Origin of the sequence: Actinoplanes subtropicus (assembly GCF_000721705.1) — a bacterium.
Lineage (GTDB): Bacteria > Actinomycetota > Actinomycetes > Mycobacteriales > Micromonosporaceae > Actinoplanes > Actinoplanes subtropicus.
Genome location: NZ_JOJL01000047.1, coordinates 1 through 16,364, shown reverse-complemented (window position 1 = coordinate 16,364; position 16,364 = coordinate 1). Strand labels below are relative to the sequence as shown.

General features: G+C 69.8%; 14 protein-coding genes. 9 read left to right on the top strand and 5 right to left on the bottom strand.

Translation table 11 applies throughout. From position 1 onward, the window contains the following. The first annotated feature begins 28 nt into the window (after positions 1–28). From IH26_RS0145960 to IH26_RS0145925, 8 genes are all read left to right on the top strand, one after another. A complete protein-coding gene (locus IH26_RS0145960; protein ID WP_030442626.1) occupies positions 29–400 on the top strand; it encodes a VOC family protein in 372 nt (123 codons plus the stop codon). Continuing rightward, positions 400–1,167 carry an alpha/beta fold hydrolase gene (locus tag IH26_RS0145955; RefSeq protein WP_030442625.1) on the top strand — a complete coding sequence of 256 codons (768 nt, stop codon included), beginning with the start codon at positions 400–402 and terminating at the stop codon, positions 1,165–1,167. The genes IH26_RS0145960 and IH26_RS0145955 overlap by 1 nt, the downstream gene beginning before the upstream one ends. Before the next feature lie 196 nt (positions 1,168–1,363). Further along, complete coding sequence (locus IH26_RS0145950) at positions 1,364–2,809, top strand: aldehyde dehydrogenase family protein (protein ID WP_030442624.1); 1,446 nt, start codon at positions 1,364–1,366, stop codon at positions 2,807–2,809. A 5-nt stretch (positions 2,810–2,814) separates the two neighbouring features. Beyond that, complete coding sequence (gene lhgO / locus IH26_RS0145945; RefSeq protein ID WP_030442623.1) at positions 2,815–4,011, top strand: L-2-hydroxyglutarate oxidase; 1,197 nt, start codon at positions 2,815–2,817, stop codon at positions 4,009–4,011. Positions 4,012–4,140: 129 nt separating this feature from the next. Next, entirely contained in the window at positions 4,141–5,007 is an 867-nt protein-coding gene (locus tag IH26_RS0145940) for an amidohydrolase family protein (protein ID WP_030442622.1), read from the top strand. Continuing rightward, positions 4,974–6,689, top strand: coding sequence for a thiamine pyrophosphate-dependent enzyme (locus IH26_RS0145935; RefSeq protein WP_245665987.1), 1,716 nt, complete (start codon positions 4,974–4,976; stop codon positions 6,687–6,689). The genes IH26_RS0145940 and IH26_RS0145935 overlap by 34 nt, the downstream gene beginning before the upstream one ends. Before the next feature lie 11 nt (positions 6,690–6,700). Next, complete coding sequence (locus IH26_RS0145930; RefSeq protein WP_030442620.1) at positions 6,701–7,747, top strand: Ldh family oxidoreductase; 1,047 nt, start codon at positions 6,701–6,703, stop codon at positions 7,745–7,747. Between the two features lie 57 nt (positions 7,748–7,804). After that, positions 7,805–9,136 carry an aminomethyltransferase family protein gene (locus IH26_RS0145925; protein WP_030442619.1) on the top strand — a complete coding sequence of 444 codons (1,332 nt, stop codon included), beginning with the start codon at positions 7,805–7,807 and terminating at the stop codon, positions 9,134–9,136. Between the two features lie 108 nt (positions 9,137–9,244). Here IH26_RS0145925 and IH26_RS0145920 read toward each other — a convergent pair whose 3' ends face one another. The 5 genes from IH26_RS0145920 to IH26_RS0145895 all read right to left on the bottom strand — a co-directional run bounded on the left by IH26_RS0145920 (position 9,245) and on the right by IH26_RS0145895 (position 15,598). Continuing rightward, positions 9,245–11,524, bottom strand: a complete 2,280-nt coding sequence (locus IH26_RS0145920; protein ID WP_030442618.1) for an FdhF/YdeP family oxidoreductase — start codon at positions 11,522–11,524, stop codon at positions 9,245–9,247. A 126-nt stretch (positions 11,525–11,650) separates the two neighbouring features. After that, a complete protein-coding gene (locus tag IH26_RS0145915) occupies positions 11,651–12,496 on the bottom strand; it encodes a bifunctional 5,10-methylenetetrahydrofolate dehydrogenase/5,10-methenyltetrahydrofolate cyclohydrolase (protein WP_030442617.1) in 846 nt (281 codons plus the stop codon). A gap of 162 nt (positions 12,497–12,658) precedes the next feature. Then, complete coding sequence (locus IH26_RS0145905) at positions 12,659–13,525, bottom strand: methylenetetrahydrofolate reductase (protein WP_030442616.1); 867 nt, start codon at positions 13,523–13,525, stop codon at positions 12,659–12,661. A 96-nt stretch (positions 13,526–13,621) separates the two neighbouring features. Continuing rightward, positions 13,622–14,167, bottom strand: coding sequence for a GTP cyclohydrolase I FolE (folE, locus tag IH26_RS0145900; protein WP_051809767.1), 546 nt, complete (start codon positions 14,165–14,167; stop codon positions 13,622–13,624). A 90-nt stretch (positions 14,168–14,257) separates the two neighbouring features. Beyond that, positions 14,258–15,598, bottom strand: a complete 1,341-nt coding sequence (locus tag IH26_RS0145895; RefSeq protein WP_030442614.1) for a glycine cleavage system protein T — start codon at positions 15,596–15,598, stop codon at positions 14,258–14,260. 91 nt (positions 15,599–15,689) lie between these two features. On the opposite strand from IH26_RS0145895, the gene IH26_RS0145890 reads away from it, so the two are divergent. Next, on the top strand, positions 15,690–16,166 hold the full coding sequence (locus tag IH26_RS0145890) for a MarR family winged helix-turn-helix transcriptional regulator (RefSeq protein ID WP_030442613.1): 477 nt from the start codon (positions 15,690–15,692) through the stop codon (positions 16,164–16,166). The last annotated feature ends 198 nt before the right edge of the window (positions 16,167–16,364 follow it).

Here is a 16,364-nt window from a genome sequence, read left to right as displayed (position 1 = left end):
ACAACCGAAGTCTGAAAGGCCGCCGGTGATGAGCAACAAGCCTCGTTACATCCACCACGTGAACTTCCCGACCACCGATCCCGAACGCACCAAAGAGTGGTACGCGAAAGTGTTCGGGCTCAAGTCGATCACGCCGAAGAGCAACACCAAGGTCGTGTTGATGACGCGCGGCGACTTCGACCTGCATTTCACCCCGGTCGAGGAGATGGACCGGATGGCGCCCTACCATTTCGCCATCGAGGTGGACGACTGGGACGGTTTCCTCGCCCATCTGGCCGAGCTTGGCATCCGGCACACCCGCCCGATCGAGCGGCCGGAGAACCGGTCGAAGTTCTGCTATATCCACGACCCCGACCACACCATGATCGAGCTCGTCTACCACGGAAACCGGTCCGCCTGATGAGTATCGCGAGCGCCGAGGGCACCTCGATCTACTACGAGCGGCACGGCCGCGGCCCGGCTGTTCTGTTCGTGCACGGCTCCGGCGGCCACCACGCCGCCTGGTGGCAGCAGGTCGCCGCCCTGCGCGGCAGCTACACGGTGGTCACCGTCGACTTGCGCGGCTTCGGCAACTCCGACTCGTCCATGCCGGAGTTCGATGGACAGGACTTCCCGGGCGACGTCCTCGCCGTCCTGGACCAGGAGGACCTGCGCGGCGTGCTGCTGGTCGGCCAGTCGATCGGCGCGGTTGCGGCGCTGCGGGCCGGGCTGAGCCGGCCCGACCGGGTGGCCGGGGTGGTGCTGGCCCACTCGCTCGGCGGCCTCGCCGACCCGGAACTGTCCGAGTCGGTCAACGTGGACCGGGCCGCGGCGATCCGGTTGCCGGTCCTCGACCGGCTGCTCAGCCGGGAGTTCCAGGAGCGGGAACCGGCCCGGACCTTCCTGTTCCAGCAGATGGGCACGTTCAACGTGGCCAAGATGGCAGACCTCCGCAACCTGACCACCGGCGGGCCGACCGTCGACGAGGTGGTGGCCTCCGGCCTGGACGTCACGTTCCTGGCCGGTGAGAAGGACGCCGTGCTCAGCGCCGCCACGGTCCGGCGGGCGCATGCCCTGGTCAAGGGCTCCCGGCTCGAGCTGGTCCCGGGCGCGCCGCACTCGATGTACTGGGAGGCGCCCGAGTTGTTCAACGCCGCCGTCATCCGGGTCCGCGAGGCCCTGTCCTGAGGACCGCGAGCGCAAACTGATCCATTTCGAAACGATCGCCGCAGATGCCGGCGGCCGTCGTTCCGACCTCAGTTCCACGAGGTCGAAACGCCCGCCACAGAGTTCGGAACCCGCAAGCAATGCATGCCGCGAACCACGTTGTCGACCCACGATCGCGTTTCTAGTGTTCGGCCTTGACTGCGAAAGTGGTGATGTTGTGCAATCCCTGGAGACACTCGTCGGCGGGCGATGGTTCGCGTCCGGGAAGTGGCTGGACGTTTTCGACCCGACCGACGTCCGGCGCCCCGTCGCCCGCGTGCCGGCGCTCACCGCAGCGGAGGTCACCGGGGCTTACGCCGCCGCCGAGGCCGGCTTCGCGACCTGGCGGCGCACCCCCGCCCTGGCCCGCGCGAAGATTCTCGGCCAGGCAGCCACCCTGCTGCGTGCCCGGGCCGCGGAGATCGCCCGGTGCGTGGTCACCGAGAACGGCAAGACCGTCAAGGAGGCCCGCGGCGAGGTCGAGAAGGCTGCCGACTTCCTCGAGTACTACGCCGCGCAGGCCCGGGAGGCGTACGGGTCGCTGGTGCACGACGCCCGCCCGGACACGCGTACCTCGTACCATCGCGAGCCGATCGGCGTGGTCCTGGCCGTCACCCCGTGGAATGACCCGCTGCTCACCCCGGCCCGCAAGGTCGGCCCCGCGCTCGCCGCCGGCAACGCCGTGGTGCTCAAGCCGGCCTCCGAAACGCCCGGCTCCGGCCTCTGCCTGGCCCGGGCGCTGCACGATGCCGGGCTGCCGGCCGGCGTGCTCAACGTGGTCACCGGTCATGTCGGCGAAATCTCGGGCGCCCTGCTCGACGACGCGCGGATAGCCGCCGTCACTTTCACCGGCAGCAACGAGGTGGGCGAGACGCTGCGGGCCCGGATCGCGCCGCGCAACGTCCGCTTCCAGGCCGAACTGGGCGGCAAGAACGCTTCCGTGGTGCTGGCCGACGCCGATCTGCAGGCCGCCGCCACCGCCGTGGTGGCTGCCGCCTTCGGCCAGGCCGGTCAGCGCTGCACCGCCACCAGCCGGGTACTGGTCGAACGCGCCGTCTACGACCCGTTCCTGACCATGCTTCGGGAGAGGGTGGCGGCGCTGCGGCTCGGTCCCGGCCAGGACTCGGAGACCGCGGTGGGTCCGCTGGTCAGCCGGGCGCATCAGGACGGCGTGCTGCGCGACATCGCCGGCGCGGTCAAGCAGGGCGCCCGGGTCGAGGTGGGCGGCGAAGCGCCGGCCGGAGAACTGACCCACGGCTGCTACGTCCAGCCGACGATCCTGGCCGACGTCACCACCCAGATGGACGTCTGGCGCCACGAGGTCTTCGGCCCGGTGCTCGTGATCCGCCCGACCGGTGCGCTGGCGGAGGCGATCGCCGAGGTGAACGATTCCCGCTACGGACTTGCCGCGGCCGTGTTCACCGGCAGCTTGGCGGCCGCGTACCGGTTCGCCGAGGAGGTGGAATGCGGCCAGGTCGCGGTCAACACCACGACCTCCGGCTGGGATGTGCACCACCCGTTCGGCGGCTTCCGCGAATCCGGCTCCCCGTTCAAGGAGCAGGGCACCGAGGCGTTGCACTTCTACACCCGCGTCAAGTCCGTCGCGATCCGTGCGGGCGGGTGACTGAGGTGGCCGAGCGGACGGTCGGGATTGTCGGCGCCGGGATCGTGGGGCTGGCAGTCGGCCGGGAGCTGGCTCGGCGCCGGCCGGGGGAGCGGGTGGTGGTGTTGGAGAAGGAGGATCGGGTCGCGGTTCATCAGACCGGCCACAACTCCGGGGTGGTTCATGCGGGCATCTACTACCGGCCGGGCAGCCTCAAGGCGCGACTGTGCGCCCGGGGTGGTGCGATGTTGCGGGAGTACTGCGCCGGCCGGGGGCTGCCGTACGAGCAGTGCGGCAAGTTGGTGGTGGCGGTCACCGAGGATGACGTGGTCCGGCTCGGCGCGCTGGCCGTGCGTGCCGGGGTGAATCTGGTGCCCGGCTTGCGCCGCGTCGGGCCGGAGGAGATAGGGGAGATCGAGCCGCACGCCGCCGGGCTGGCCGGGCTTCACTCGCCGAGGACCGCGATCACCGACTATCCGGCGATTGCCCGCGCGTTCGCCGGAGACATCGTGGCGGCCGGTGGGGAGATCAGGTTCGGGTTCCCGGTCCGTCGAGTCGCGCCGGCCGGTGCTGGTCTCGCCGTGTTCAGCGGCGCGGAGCCGGTGCGCGTGGATGAGTTGATCTTGTGCGCCGGCCTCCAGTCCGATCTGGTGGCGGGTTCGGCCGGAGACGTGCCAGCGCCGCGGATCGTTCCGTTCCGCGGCGAGTACATGCGGGTTGTCGCGGAGAAAGCCGGTCTGGTCCACGGCCTGATCTATCCAGTTCCCGACCCGCGGTATCCGTTCCTCGGTGTGCACTACACCCGCCGGGTCGACGGCAGCGTGGAAGTCGGCCCGAACGCGGTTCTCGCCACGGCCCGCGAGGGCTATCGGCGGGGTGATCTGTCGCCGCGCGACGTCTATGGTATCGCCGCCTGGCCGGGCACCTGGCGGATGGTGGCGCGGCACTGGCGCACCGGGATCGGCGAGTTGCGCGGTTCGTTGTCGAAGCGGGCGTACATGCGGATCGCGCGGCGTTACGTCCCCGCGATCGGCGCTGAGGACGTGGTGCGGGCCGGCGCGGGGGTGCGGGCCCAAGCGGTGGATCGGGACGGCAGCCTGGTCGACGATTTCCGGATCCACCGGCTGGGCGCCGTGATCGCGATCCGCAACGCTCCGTCGCCGGCTGCCACCTCCAGCATGGCTATCGCCGAGCACGTGGTGGACGTGCTCGACGGCGGTTAGTCGCGTCCGCAGGGAAGCACACGCGCCACGCAAGAAGCGGTTGCGCGCCGTGGACTCCGCACCGCCGGACTGCCGAACTAGCGTCAAGACACATCCGGCACGTCAGCCGGAAGAGGAAGGAAGAGGCCCATGTTCGTCGTCGACTCCCAGGTGCACATCTGGAAGGAGGAGACCCCGGACCGTCCGTGGGTCCCCGGCGCCCGCGAGCGGATCCGCCTCAACGGCCACCGTGAGGAACCGTTCAGCTATGAGGAATGCCTCCATTTGATGGACGAGGCCGGCGTCAACCGGGCCCTCATCCTGCCGCCGTCCTGGGAAGGCGATCGCATCGACTACGCGCTGGAGGCGTGCGAGGCGTACCCCGAACGGTTCGGGATCATGGCGCGGATCCCGCAGAACAAGCCCGAGGAGGGTACGGCCATGCTGCGCGATTTCGCGCAGAACCCGTATGTCAAGGGCACTCGCCTCACCTTCCACCGCCCGCAGGACCGCAACTGGATGATCGACGGCACTAACGACTGGTACTGGCCGGTGGCCGAGGAGCTGAACATCCCGACCATGGTGCACGCGCCGGTGTGGAAGGCCGAGTTGGGTCAGATCGCCGCCCGCCACCGCGGACTCAAGATCATAATTGACCACATGGGGATCATGGCGCGCTGTGTCGACGACGCCATCGGCTACTGGGTGCAGGAGACCGCCGATCTGCACGAGCATCCCAATATCTACGTGAAGGTGTCGGCCCTGCCGGGGTATTCGACGCACCCGTTCCCGAACCTCAACATCGAGCGGTACGTACGCGAGATGGTCGACAAGATGGGCCCCGAGCGCTGCTTCTGGGGCACCGACATCACCCGCCTGCTCGGCCACGGCCTCAGCTATGTGGAAACCATCGAGCAATTCACCAAGCACTTCGACTTCACCGCCGAGGAGCTTGAGTTGATCATGGGCCGGGGTATCTGCGAGTGCCTCGACTGGCCGATCCCGGCGGCGTCGTGAGCACCGGCGCGGGCGTGACCACCGACGGCGGCGATGCCGTCCTGGCCGCCTTCATCGCGGCGGGGGCCGACTTCGTCTTCTCCTCGCCTGGCTCGGAATGGGCCCCGGTCTGGGAGTCGCTGGCTCGCCGGCACCGCGACGGCCTGCCCTGCCCAAAGTACCTCGACCTCTTGCACGAGACGGTCGCCGTCGGCATGGCCACCGGTTACGGCCTCGTCACCCGCCGCGCCCAGGGCGTCCTGCTGCACGCCGGCCCCGGCCTGCTGCAGGGCTCCGTCGCCATCCACGGCGCGCTGCTGGCCGGCGTGCCCATGGTGGTCGCCTCCTCCGAGTCCACCACCTACGGCGACGGTCCCGGGCCCGACCCGGGCGGCCAGTGGTATCGCAACCTGTCGGTGGTGGGCGGCCCGCACACCATCGCCGCGCCGTTCACCAAATGGGCCAACCAGGCGGCCAGTGTGCACACCCTGCCCACCATGGTGACCCGGGCCGCCGAGCTAGCCTGCCGCGCCCCCAGCGGTCCGGTCTACCTCAACATCCCGCTCGAGGTGCTGCTCGAACCGTGGCCGGAGCGACCTGTCAAACCGGTCGCGGCGGCGGGCACCACGGTCAGCCCCGCCGAGGAGATCACGGCGGTGCTCGACCTGATCGGCGCCGCGGTGAACCCGGTGATCGTCACCGAGACCGCCGGCCGCGAGCCCGGCGGCATGGCAGCGCTGGTCGAGTTCGCCGAGGCGCTCGCGATTCCCGTGGTGGAGCCGACCTCGGCGGTCTGCGCCAACTTCCCGCGCGATCACCAGCTGCATGCCGGCGGTGACCTGGAGCCCTGGATGGATACCGCGGACCTGATCATCCTGGTCAGCTGCCGGGCGCCGTTCTACCCGCCGAGCCGCACGCCGGCCCGGGCGAAGATCGTGGTGATCGACGACGTGCCGCAGCGGCCGCACATCGCCTACCAGGTGCTGCGGGCCGACGCGTACCTCGAGGGCGGCGTAGCCACCACGCTGCGCGCGCTGGCCCGTAACGCCGGGGTACCCACTCGCCCGCCCCGGGTCGAGGCCCACCACGCCGAGACCGAGGCCGTCCGCGCGGCGGAGCAGAAGGCCGCCGCGGCCGGCGGCATCGACCCCGTGCTGGTCGCCGCGACGTTGCGCGACGTTCTGGCCGGCGACGACGCGATCGTGGTGGACGAGACCATCACGCACAGCCGGGTCGTCCAGCGGCACCTGCGGTGCACCGCTCCCGACTCGTACTTCTACGTGCAGGGCGGCCTCGGCCAGGGCATCGGGGTCGCGCTCGGGGTCAAACTGGCCGCCCCGCACCGCTCGGTGGTGCTGACCATCGGCGACGGCGCGTTCCTCTACAACCCGGTCATCCCGTCGCTGCAGGCCGCCCGCGACAACGGCCTGCCGCTGCTCGTCGTCGTCTTCAACAACCGCGAGTACCGCTCGATGAAGCTGAACCACCTGCGCTTCTACCCGCGGGGCGCGGCCGTGGACACCGGCGAGTTCCTCGGCAGCGGCCTCAGCGCCCAACCTGAGCTCGCCGCCTTCACCGAGCCATTCGGCATGCATGGCGAGACCGTCGAGCGGGCCACCGAACTCGCGGCCGCCCTCGACCGGGCGCTCAAGTCCGTGCGCGCCGGCACGACCGCGATTGTCAACGTCCGCGTCTCCCGCTGAGGGGTTCCGCCGTGCCCGTCGTCATCCCGGCCGCCGACCTGGCCGAATTCGTCACCGCGCTGTTCACCGAGGTGGTCCCCGATCCCGGCCGGGCCCGCACGATCAGCGATGTGCTGGTCTGGGCCAGCCTGCGCGGCGTCGACTCGCATGGCGTCGCTCGGGTGCCGCGGTATCTGGAGTTGCTCGCCTCCGGCGAGGCCAACGCGAACGCGCGGATGCGATTCACCGCGGGCGCCGCCGGTGTCGCGGTCCTGGACGCCGATCGCGCGCCCGGGCCGGTCGCGCTGACCGCGGCCGCCGACGAGGCGGTCAGCCGGGGACGGAGCCGGGGGATCGGCGCGGTCGGGGTCCGCCGCACCGTGCACACCGGCGCGATCGGTTATTACACCTCGCGCATCGCCGACGCCGGGCTGATCGGCATCGCGTTCGTGGCCGGCATGCCGAACATGAGCTACCCCGGCGTGACCGGCGTCGCGGTGGCCACCAGCCCGCTGTCGATCGCCGTCCCGGCGACCGGTGACCGACCCGCCGTGCTCCTCGACATGGCCACGGCCGGCATCGCGCTCGGCAAGATCGCCCAGTACCGCAACAACGGCCGGCAACTGCCCGAAGGGGTGGCCGCGACCGCCGACGGCACCGCCACCACCGATCCCGCGCTGGCGACCATGCCGCTGCCGCTGGGCGGTGCCAAGGGCGCCGGCATGTCGCTGGCCTTCGAACTGCTCACGAGCGTCCTGGTCGGCGCACCCATCCTGTCGTCCTTCCACGGCGCCGACCCAGGCGGGCGGGCGCACCGGCAGAACGCCCTGCTCGTCGTCCTCGATCCGGCCGCGTTCGGTGATCCGGCCACGTTCACCGCGTCGGTCACCGAGACCCTCGACACCTTGCACGGCCTGCCCTCTGCCGACCCGGCGGCGGCGATCCGCTACCCGGGCGAGCACAGCGCCGCAGCGGCGGAGGAGCGAGCTGCCAACGGTGTCCCGGTCAACCCGAAGGTCTGGGCCGAGTTGCAGGCGGCGGCGGAGCAACTCGGCGTCGCGCTTCCCGCGAAAGCATAACTAGCTTAATTCACCGCATATGCGATATTACGCATAACAGGCCCGGAAGGAGCAGATATGGGAGCACCGAGTCTTCAGGACGGCATCGACAAGGCCGGCTCGACGGTCAGGATGTTGTGGAAGCCCGGCGCGGCGCCGTGGACGCCGGAGGTCGTGCAGAGGGAATATGTCGGCTGGCGGCAGGAGCAGACCGCCTGGCACGAGGGCGTCTCGATCTCCGACCTCTCGCATCACATGTACGACCTGTTCATCGAAGGCCCGGATGCCACCGAGCTGCTCGCCGCGGTGAGCGCCAACAACTACGAGAAGTTCGCGATCGGCCAGGCCAAGCAGATCGTCCCGGTCAACCGCGACGGCTACATCATCACCGACGGTATCCTCGCTCGACTCGGCCCGCAGAAGTACACGCTCAGCGGGGTGCCCGCCTCGCAGCATTGGGTCCAGTGGCACGGCGAGCAGGGTGGATACGATGTGTCCTTCACTTGCGACCCCTCCACGGCGTACCGGCCCGGCGGCGGCGATCCCACGCTGTTCCGCTTCCAGGTCCAAGGCCCGCTCGCGCAGCAGTTGATCGAAAGCGTCTTCGGCGGCCCGCTGCCGCCCACCAAGTTCTTCCACACCACGCCGGTCACGCTCGGCGGCCGGAGCTTCCGTGCCCTGCGGCACGGGATGGCCGGGCAGGCCGGGTACGAGTTCATCGGCGATTGGGCCGACGGCGCGTACGTCAAGGAGACTCTGCTCCAGGCCGGTGAGCCCTTCGGCATCGTGCACGTCGGCGCGCTGGCCTACACCACCGCGTCGGTGGAGAGCGGCTGGATCCCGTCGCCCATACCGGCTGTCTACACCGACCCTGAGCTGGCCGATTACCGCCGCTGGCTGCCGTTCTACGGCATCGAGGGACAGCGGCCGCTGCACGGCAGCCTCTATTACGAGAACATCGAGGACTACTACGTCACGCCCTACGAACTGGGCTACGGCAAGCTGATCCACCTCGATCACGATTTCATCGGTCGCGACGCGCTGGTCAAAGCCAAGGAAAACGTACGCTTCGCCAAGGTCACCCTGGTTTTCGACAGCGACGACGTTCGTCGCGTGCTGGGCGCCGGCGGCGATCCCGGCTTCGTGCTCAGCTATGCCCGGCAACGCATCGAGACCGCCGGGGGTGACCTGGTCGGCAGCACCTACCAAACCGCTTCGCTGCACCCCTATCACGCGGTCGTCTCCCTCTCGCTGATCGGCCTCGAGCACGCCGTGCCGGGAACCGCCGTCGAGGTCGTCTGGGGTGACGCCACCGGCGCCGGCGTGGACATCGAGTTCCCGCGGATCCGGGCGACGGTGCAGCCCGCCCCGTTCAACGAGCACGCCCGCACCGCTTACCGGCGCGGCTGATCCTGCCGGCGTAGGTCGCCGGCCCGGCCGTCGGCCTACGCCCCCGCCGCGGTCGGCCCCATGCTGTGGCCGGGCCGGAGGGGCAGGCGGAACGGGAGGTGGATCGGGTCAGCGGCGTTCCAGGCGGATGACGATCCACTTCGAGGTGGGGGTTCCGCTCTCGGCGGCCTGGGAGTCCAGCGGGACCAGCGGGTTCGTCTCGGGGAAGTAGGCCGCCGCGCAACCTTTCGGCGTGGCGTAGGACACCAGGCGGAAACGTTCGGCCCGGCGGACCCGGCCATCGGTCCACTCCGAGACCAGGTCGACGACGTCGCCGTCGGCGAAGCCCAACTCGGACAGGTCGTCGGCGTTGATGAAGACCACGCGCCGCCCTGCTCGGATACCGCGGTACCGGTCGTCGAGGCCGTACACCGTGGTGTTGAACTGGTCGTGGCTGCGCACCGTCTGCAGCACGAGCCGGCCGGCCGGCACCTCGAGGACCTGCAGCGGGCTCACCGTGAAGACCGCCCTGCCCTCGGGCGTGGGAAAGGTCCGGGAGTCGCGGGGTCCGTGCGGCATGGTGAAGGCGCCTCGGCGGATCCGCTCGGCGTAATCCTGGCAGCCGGGGACCACCCGTCCGATGCGTACCCGGATCTGGTCGTAGTCGGCGGCGAAGCCGGCCCAGTCGATGCCGTGGCGGGTGCCGAGTGTGGCGCGCGCGATGCCGCAGACGATGTCCACCTCGGAGCGCAGCAGCGGTCCAGCGGGCGCCGAGCGACCGCGGGAGGCGTGCACCTCGGACATCGAGTCCTCGACCGTGACGCGCTGGACGCGGCCACCGGTGAGGTCCCGCTCGGTGCGTCCGAGCGTGGGCAGGATCAGGGCGGTGCGGCCGGCGGCGACGTGGCTGCGGTTGAGCTTCGTGGAGATCTGCACGGTGAGCTCGGCGCCGCGCATCGCCTCGGCGGTGACCTCGGTGTCCGGCATAGCCGCCACGAAGTTCCCGCCGAGGCCGACGAAGACCTTCGCCCGCCGGTCGCGGAACGCCCGGACCGTGCCGACCGCGTCGTGGCCGTGCGTGCGGGGTGGCTCGAAGCCGAACTCGTCGCGCAGCGCGTCGAGGAACGTCTCCGGCGCCTTCTCCCAGATGCCCATCGTGCGGTCGCCCTGCACGTTGGAGTGGCCGCGGACCGGGCACAGGCCGGCTCCCGGCTTGCCGATCATGCCTTGCAGCAGGGCGACGTTGACGAATTCCTTGATCGTGGCGACCGCGTTGTGGTGCTGGGTGATGCCCATCGCCCAGCAGTGCACGACCCGTTCGGCGCGGGCCAGCATCGCCGCGGCAGCCTCGATCTCCGACCACGGCAGGCGGGTCGCACGCAGTACGGCGTCGCGGTCCAGCTGCCGGATGTGCCGCTCCCACGCCGCGAAGCCGGTGGTGTGCCGGTCGATGAAGTCGCGGTCCAGCACGGTTCCGGGAGCCGCGTCCTCGGCCAGCAGCAGCAGGTGTCCGAACGCCTGCCACAGTGCCAGATCGCCGTTGGACCGGATCGGCAGGAGGCGGTCGGCCAGGTCGGTGCCGCGGCCGGCGAGTCCGCGTACCTTCTGCGGGTTGTCGAACCGCAGCAGGCCCGCCTCGCGCAGCGGGTTGATCGCCAGGATCCGTGCCCCGTTGCGCTTCGCGGTCTCCAGCGCCGACAGCATCCGCGGATGGTTGGTGCCAGGGTTCTGACCGGAGACCACGATCAGGTCGGCCTCGTGCAGGTCGTTCAACGACACTGAACCCTTGCCGACACCGATGGTCCGGGCCAGCCCGACCGAGGTCGACTCGTGACACATGTTCGAGCAGTCCGGCAAATTGTTGGTGCCGAACGCGCGAGCGAACAGCTGATAGGTGAACGCGGCCTCGTTGCTGGCGCGCCCGGAGGTGTAGAAGACCGCCTCGTCCGGGCCTGCCAGCCCGCCGAGATGACTGCCGATCAGCGCGAACGCGTCGTCCCAGGAGATCGGCTCATAGCGGTCCGCGCCTGGCCGGCGCACCATCGGATGGGTGAGCCGGCCACGGCTTTCCAGCCAGTGATCGGTCTGCGCGGCGAGATCGTCGAGCGTGTGCGCGGCGAAGAACTCCGGCCCGGCGGTGGTCCGGACCCCTTCCCACGACAGCGCTTTGGCGCCGTTCTCGCAGAACTCTGCGGTGTGCCGGTGACCCCTCGGGTCCGGCCAGGCGCAGCTCATGCAGTCGAAGCCGTCGGACTGGTTGAGCGCCAGCAGGTTGCGGGCGGCCTTGGCGACGCCCATCTGCCGGACCGCCCGGGTCAGGCTGACCTGGACCGCCGCGCGCCCGGCCGCATGGTCGGCGGGCGATCCGACGCGCAGATCGCCGTCCTCGTCGGGCAAGGGCACAGGCATGCGAACTCCCAACGGCGAAAGTGGGGCGACGCCGGACGGTATCAACACGGCGATCACCCGGCACAGCCCACCGAGCGCATCTTTACGATGCGCCGGGCGTCGTGCGGCTTCGGGCTCCGGCCGAGGTCAACGCACCCACTGGGCGGCGCGGAGCGTGTTGACCATCAGCATCGCGATGGTCATCGGGCCGACGCCACCGGGTACGGGGGTCACGCGGGCGGCGATGCCGTCCAGCTCCTCGGTACGCACGTCGCCGGACAGGCCGTTCGCAGTGCGGTGCATGCCGACATCGATCACGGTAGCCCCCGCCTTGACGTGCTCGGCTCCGATCAACCCCCGGACGCCGGCGGCCACGACGAGGATGTCCGCCGTTCGGGCGACCGCTGCCAGGTTCGTCGTGAGTTGGTGGGCGATGGTGATGGTGGCGTCGCGCTGCAGCAGCATTTCGGCCATCGGGTGACCGACCAGCGCCGAGCGGCCGACAACGACCGCGTGTGCGCCGCGCATCTTGACGCCCTCGGTCTCCAGCAGCTCGATGACGCCGCTGGGAGTGCAGGGGCGTAGGCCGTACTCACCGCGGGACAGTAACCCGGTGCTTTGGGTAGTGAGGCCGTCGACGTCCTTGGTGGCCGGGATGCGGTCGATCAGCGGGTTGGCTTCGAGGCCGGCGGGCAGCGGCAGTTGCAGCAGGATTCCGTGTACTGCCGGGTCGGCGGCCAGTTCGTCGATGACGGCGGCGACCTCGGACTGGGTAGTGGTGGCCGGCAGAAATCGGTGGAGATCCCGCATGCCGGTCTCGCGGACCGCTCGCCGTTTGCCTGCGATGTAGACCGCGCTGGCCGGGTCGTTGCCGACCAGAACGGTGGCCAGCCCGGGCGCGGTGTCCGGGTCGGGGTAGGCGGCGGCGACGTCGGCGGTCACCTGATCGCGGACCCGTAACGCGATTGCCTTGCCGTCGATATAAGTGGTCATGGCTGGGTTCTCCCGCGGGTTGAGGCGACGACGATGGTCCGGTTGGCGTGCCGGATGCCGCGGTCCTCGCTGGGCCGGAGCACCGCGCGCGAGAGCACCGCCCGGCCGGGCCTGACGGCCGGTGCGGCGGACGGGACGGGCGCTTCCCGGGTGGTCATCATGTCAATTCGTCTTCCGGAAGTCGGCGATCCACTGTGCGGTCGCCCGCAGTCCGCCGAAGGTGTAGAAGTGCAGCTTCACCTCGCCGTGCACCTGCGGGTGGTAATCGGTGGCCAGGGCGCGCAGGAAGCGGTCCGGTCCGGCCGTGCCCATCAGGTTGGTGATCGAGAAGCCGTACTTCTTGGCGATGCTGGTGCTGGTGCCGACGCCGAATCGGGCCGCGTAACGCATCAGCCGGCGGATGCCGGCCGGGCCGGGCACGCCGATGCGGATGGGGGCGTGCACGCCGCGTTCGCGGACCGCGGCGATCCAGTCCAGCACGGGGTCGACGTCGAAACCGAACTGGGTGATGATGTCGCCCGCCAAATGCCGTACCTGCAGGGCCGCGTATTTGTCGGACAGGGCCGGCCACAACACCTCGGCCGGGATGTCCGGATGTCCCTCCGGATAGCCCGCGATGCTGACATGGCGCACCCCGTGCGTCTCGAGAAGCCCGGAGCGGATGACCGAGAGCGCGTCCCCGTAGGGGCCGTGCGGGGTGGCGGGGTCGCCCCCGACGGTGAAGACGCTGTCGGCCAGCCCTTCGGCTGACATGGTGGTGAGGAACTCCGCCAGCATCTCGGCGGAGGTCAGCCGGCGGGCGGAGATGTGCGGGACCGGGACGAGGCCGGTGGCCTTGACCGCACGCGCGGCCGACAGACGCATCGCCAGGTCCTCGTTCCCGAGGAAGGTGACGTTGACTCGGGTGCCGGCTGGGATGACTCCCCGTGCCGCCGCGAGGTCGTCGACGTCCTTACCGGTCATCTCCAGCGAGAAGTCCTGCAACAGCGTCGTGAGTGCCGCTACCGGGGCGGCGGGTACCGATGTCATGGCGTACCTCCAGAAACTGTACTGACTCGATTTAGCGCGGCACCGGCGTCCGGAGCCGGGGGCAAGGCGCCAGACGCCGGTGGGACCGAGAGGAGATCAGTGCCGGGCCACGGAGAGGAACTCCTGCCGCGAGCGGGGATCGCTGCGCAGCCTGCCGAGCATCGTCGAGGTGACCGTGGTGGAACCGATGGCCTGCACACCGCGCAGCGTCATGCAGGTGTGCTCCGCCTCGATGACCACGCCGACGCCCTTGGGATCGAGCTGGATCTGCAGCCAATCGGCGATCTGTTTGGTCAGCCGCTCCTGCACCTGCGGGCGCAGCGCGAACTTCTCCACCACGCGTGCCAGCTTGGACAGCCCGAGGATGCGTCCGCGAGGGAGGTAGCCGACCGCGGCACGGCCGTGGAACGGGAGCAGGTGGTGCTCGCACACCGAGTGGAACGGGATGTCGCGAGCCACCACCAGCTCGTCGTAATTGTCGTCATTGGGAAACGTGGTCAGGTCGAACGGCCGCGGGGTGAAGAACTCCGCGTACGCCTTGGCCATCCGCCGCGGTGTCTCGCTCATCGTTTCGTCGTCGGTGAAGATGTCGAGAGCGCTCAGGAAGTCGCGGGCCGCTTTCTCGGCTGCGACGAGGTCCATGGTCACGACCGGTTGCTCCGGTTCGGCTCCCAGAGCAGCTTCATGGGTGACCGGTCCGGTCGATGCCGTCCTGTAGAGGGCCCATGGCGATCAGTGCCCTTGCGGGAAAGGGCGGGAGATGACGGTGCCCTTGACACGGGTCTGACTGTGCCGCTCGACGGCCGGGTTCGGTGAGCCGCCGTCCGGTTCCCCCCAGACGATCTCGACCCGGTCGCCGTCCGCCGCCTCCGGTGCGATCGGCCCGAGCGAGATCCATCCGCGTACGTTGGCGGAGTAGATGGTCAGCATCGCGGCGCCGACGAGCTCGCCGTTCTTCTCGATCCGGTCGAACTGACAGGCGGTGTAGAACGCGGCCGGCATCTCCAGGTACTTGAACCGCTCGGTGCCCGGGTTGTAGTAGCTGGCGACGATCTTGGCCGCGTCGTCGCGGTCCCAGAGAACCCACGCCTTGCGCTTGTGCGGCTCGTCGCGCCGGGCCTCGAGGCCCTCGCGGCCGATGTAGTCGTGATCGTACTTGATGACGTGGCCGTAGCCGAGATCCCACGGAGTGAGGTAGTAGTCCTCGATGTCGTCGGCGACCCAGCTGCCGCCGAGGGCGAGGTTGCCCTCGAAGGAGCGGGCCGGCAGCCACTGGCGGAATGCCTTGGTGTCGTCGCCGGTGTAGGTCGCGGGCAACGTGTTGGCGATCCAGCCCGACTCGGTGGCGACCGACGCGTACGCCCGGGAGCCGATCAGCCGCAGCCCGTACTCGGCGCCGGCCTCGACGATGGCGTCGCGGACGGCCTCGAACTCGGCGTAGGGGCCGGTGAATTCGTACCCGGGGAAGCCGGACATTCGGTGGTTGAGTGCCCGGACCTCGTGGGCGCCGACCTTGAACCGGCCCATGTGGAAGAACGGGATGTCCGGCATCGGGCCACCGTTGACCTTCTCGAAGATCGCCGCGGCGTGCGGGCCCTGCAACTGGAGCCGAAACAGCTCGCGGCCCTTCGGGTTCTGCACGGTCCGCAGATCCTTGCGAACCTCGACGTCCCAGTCGCCGGTGACCGCGTTGAACTCGACCCAGTTCAGCGCGGGCGGGCGGCCGACGATGCGGACGTGGTCGTCGGCGATGCCGAACAGGATGCAGTCGCCGATCATGTAGCCGTCGGGGCGGCAGGTGATCAACTGCTTGGCGCTGTCGGGGCCGAATCCCTTGAAGCTGTTCGCGCCGAGACGCTCCAGCAGCCGGTATGTGTCCGGGCCCCGCACGATCAGGTCGGTCATGTGGTGCGAGAGGTCCATGAGCGCGGCCGAGTTGCGCCACGCCTCCTGCTCGTCGCGCCAGTTGGTGAACTCGGGCTGGATCGGGAACGGGTAGGCGCCGGAGCGCCCCTGGCGCAACAGCTGCATCGCGCCGCCGGCCTTGGTGATCTCTTCGTCCAGGGAAGTCATTCGGCGAAGTTAACAGACACCTGAAAACTATTAAAGCCCTTGAAATGAAGTAAGCTGCCTGTTGCAATGTGCCGATGAACGGAGACACTCGATGGCGAACTGGCAGGACGGCCTCCCGTACGTCGTCTACCGCGCACAGCAGGCGGTGCACCGGCGGGCCCAGGCGGCGATCGACAGTCTCGACGTGACGCTGACCCAACTGGGACTGGCGGTCCACCTCGACGAGCTGGGCCTGATGTCGGCGTCGGAGCTGGCTCGCCGGTTCCATCTGACCCCGCAGAGCGTGACAACCGCGCTGGCGCAACTGGAGAGGGCCGGCTGGGTACGCCGGCGCCCGCACCCGGTGCACCGGCGGGTCGTCCTGCACGAGCTCACCGAGATGGGCCTGGCCGGTGTGGCCGAGGGCCGGCAACGGATCGCCGAGGTGGACGCATTGTTTACCGATCTGCTGCCCGACGGCGCCCGCGACGAACTGATCGGCCAGCTCAAGGCGTTGGCGATCGCCTTGGAGGGCGAAGACCCGGACATCGCCAGCGCCTGGCCGATCGCCCGGCCGGCGGCCGGCTGACTCCCTGCCGCTCATCGCACCGCGAACCGCAGATCGAAAGGACAGCCGAGGTGACTCTCGCCCCACTGGCGCCGCAACCCATCACCATGCTGCCCAGCGATCAGGCTTCCCTGATCGTGTACGGCAAGGACCGCACCGGCATCGTCGCCGCCGTCGGTGACGTGCTGGCCAGGCACCGGGCGAACATCGTCTCGCTGG

What these genes read in the sequence shown, in the direction of transcription:
- IH26_RS0145960 (WP_030442626.1), top strand. Translation starts at nt 29, where the DNA reads ATGAGCAACAAGCCTCGTTACATCCACCACGTGAACTTCCCGACCACC.
- IH26_RS0145955 (WP_030442625.1), top strand. Translation starts at nt 400, where the DNA reads ATGAGTATCGCGAGCGCCGAGGGCACCTCGATCTACTACGAGCGGCAC.
- IH26_RS0145940 (WP_030442622.1), top strand. Translation starts at nt 4,141, where the DNA reads ATGTTCGTCGTCGACTCCCAGGTGCACATCTGGAAGGAGGAGACCCCG.
- IH26_RS0145925 (WP_030442619.1), top strand. Translation starts at nt 7,805, where the DNA reads ATGGGAGCACCGAGTCTTCAGGACGGCATCGACAAGGCCGGCTCGACG.
- IH26_RS0145920 (WP_030442618.1), bottom strand. Translation starts at nt 11,524, where the DNA reads ATGCCTGTGCCCTTGCCCGACGAGGACGGCGATCTGCGCGTCGGATCG.
- IH26_RS0145915 (WP_030442617.1), bottom strand. Translation starts at nt 12,496, where the DNA reads ATGACCACTTATATCGACGGCAAGGCAATCGCGTTACGGGTCCGCGAT.
- IH26_RS0145905 (WP_030442616.1), bottom strand. Translation starts at nt 13,525, where the DNA reads ATGACATCGGTACCCGCCGCCCCGGTAGCGGCACTCACGACGCTGTTG.
- folE (WP_051809767.1), bottom strand. Translation starts at nt 14,167, where the DNA reads ATGGACCTCGTCGCAGCCGAGAAAGCGGCCCGCGACTTCCTGAGCGCT.
- IH26_RS0145895 (WP_030442614.1), bottom strand. Translation starts at nt 15,598, where the DNA reads ATGACTTCCCTGGACGAAGAGATCACCAAGGCCGGCGGCGCGATGCAG.
- IH26_RS0145890 (WP_030442613.1), top strand. Translation starts at nt 15,690, where the DNA reads ATGGCGAACTGGCAGGACGGCCTCCCGTACGTCGTCTACCGCGCACAG.